Annotated in this window: 1 protein-coding gene; it reads left to right on the forward strand. The window is 62.5% G+C overall.

Annotation, left to right across the window (positions count from 1 at the left end; all coding sequences use genetic code 11):
* Positions 1-2,193: type VI secretion system membrane subunit TssM (gene tssM, locus AAC083_RS14975; RefSeq protein WP_258224709.1), on the forward strand; the 2,193-nt coding region annotated here is incomplete at both ends.

A 2,193-nucleotide genomic window follows, 5' to 3' on the forward strand; every position in this document is an offset into this window, starting at 1 on the left:
GTCACCTTCACCAAGCTCGACTTGCTGCGCGGTTTTGACGTGGTTTATGAGCAGCTCGACAAGGAGGCCCGCGAGGCTGTGCTGGGGGTGACCTTCAACCCGAGCGACAGCCAGGGCAAATCCTGGCAGCAGGAGCTGGCCCTGTTCTGGGACCAGTGGGTGGACAACCTCAACCAGAATCTGCCCGAGCTGATGCTGGCCCGGCTTGATGCCGCCCAGCGCAACGCCCTGTTCTCGTTTGTGCGTCAACTGGCGGGGCTGAAAGATTACGTGACCAGCCTGCTCGACGAGACCCTGGCCATCGAGGAGAGCAAGCCGCTGCTGGTGCGCGGCGTCTATATCAGCTCCGTCTATCAGCAGGGGGTGCCGTTCGATGCGTTTGCCCAGGCGGCGTCCCGTCGCTACAACCTGCCCGAGCCCATTCACTCGGCCCTGCGCGGGGAGTCCAATACCTATTTTGTGCGCAAGCTCTTCTCCACCATCATCTTCCCCGAGGCCCATCTGGCCGGGGAGAACCGGTTGCACACCCTCTATCGCCGTCGCCGCATGGCTATTGGTCTGGGTTGCCTGTCGATCTTTTCGGCGGCACTTATCGGTGGTTGGCACTACTTCTACCGGGTCAACGAAGAGGCGGGCCGCAACGTATTGACCAAGGCCCAGGCCTTCATGGAGACCAACGAGGTGGCTGATGAACATGCCTTCGGGGTGAGCCAGCTGCCGCGCCTGAACCTTATCCGCGAGGCGACCCTCTCCTTTGGTAACTACCGTGAACGCACCCCGCTGGTGGCCGATCTTGGTCTCTACCAGGGGGACGAGATTGGCCCTTATGTGGAAGGATCCTATCTGCAACTGCTGAGCCTGCGTTTTCTGCCGGCCCAGATGCAGGGGCTGTTGGCGGATCTCGAGCAGGCACCGGCTGGCAGCGAGGAGAAGCTCTCCATCCTGCGGGTGATGCGGATGCTGGACGATGCGTCGGGTCGCAACAAGGAGCTGGTGGCGCAGTACATGGCCAGCCGCTGGCAGCAGGCTTTCCCGGGGCAGGGTGCGGTGCAGGAGCAGCTGATGGGGCACCTGGATTACGCCCTCGACCACACCGACTGGTACGGTGCCCGGGCAGCCCGGGATCCGGCCGCCATCACCGCCTTCGTGCCGTTCAAGGAGCCTGTCTATGGTGCCCAGCGTGAACTGGGCAAATTGCCCATGTATCAGCGGGTTTATCAGAATCTGGTGGTGAAGGCGGGCGATGTATTGCCGCCGGATCTCAATGTGCGTGACGAGGTGGGCCCCACCTTCGATGCCGTGTTTGCCCTGCGCAGCGACAACGCCGGTCAGGTGCCACGGTTGCTGACCTGGCCCGGCTTCAACGACTTCTTCCTCAAGCAGGACAAGGCGCTGATCGATCTCACCGCCATGGATGCCTGGGTGCTGGGCCAGCGCAAGCTGAGCCAGTTGAGTGAGGCCGATCGCAAGGAGATCGCCCGTCAGGTTAACGATCGCTATGTCACCGACTACGTCAACCAGTGGCAGAAGTTGCTGACCAACCTGGATGTGCAGACCCTGGAGAGCCCCGAGCAGGCGCTCGACGTGCTCTCTGCCATCACAGGCAACGATCAGCCGTTCCAGCGGGTGCTGGCCTCGTTGGATGACAACACCCGTATTCGCAAGGTCTCCGACGTGGAAGGGGATCCGGCCCAGGCCATCACGGCCCGTATCGGGCGTCCCTTCATGGCCACCAACGCCGTCCTTGGCGGGCGTGGCGAGCAGGGGCCGCTCATTCAGGAGGTCAATCAGAAGCTGGTGGAGTTGCAGCACTATCTGGAGCTCATCGTCAACGCTACCGAGCCGGGTCAATCGGCCCTCAAGGCGGTGCAACTGCGTCTGACCAACAAGTACGCCGATCCCGTGTTCGCCCTGCAGCAGTATGCCCGCAGCCTGCCGGCCCCGCTGGACCGCTGGGTGGGTCAGCTCTCCGAGCAGAGTTCGCGGCTGGTGATTGATCTCGCTATGTCGTCCCTCAATCAGGAGTGGCAGGACAAGGTACTGGCCCCCTTCAACAGCCAGCTGGCCGGTCGCTATCCGTTCGATCCGGGCTCAGCCAAGGATGTGCCGCTCTCCGAGATGGAGCGCTTCTTTGCGCCGGGCGGCACCCTGGACAGCTTCTATCAGGTCAATCTCAAACCCATGGTAGAGAGC

It is taken from the genome of Aeromonas sp. HMWF014, from assembly GCF_963878295.1.
In the GTDB taxonomy this organism is placed as follows: Bacteria; Pseudomonadota; Gammaproteobacteria; order Enterobacterales; family Aeromonadaceae; genus Aeromonas; species Aeromonas popoffii.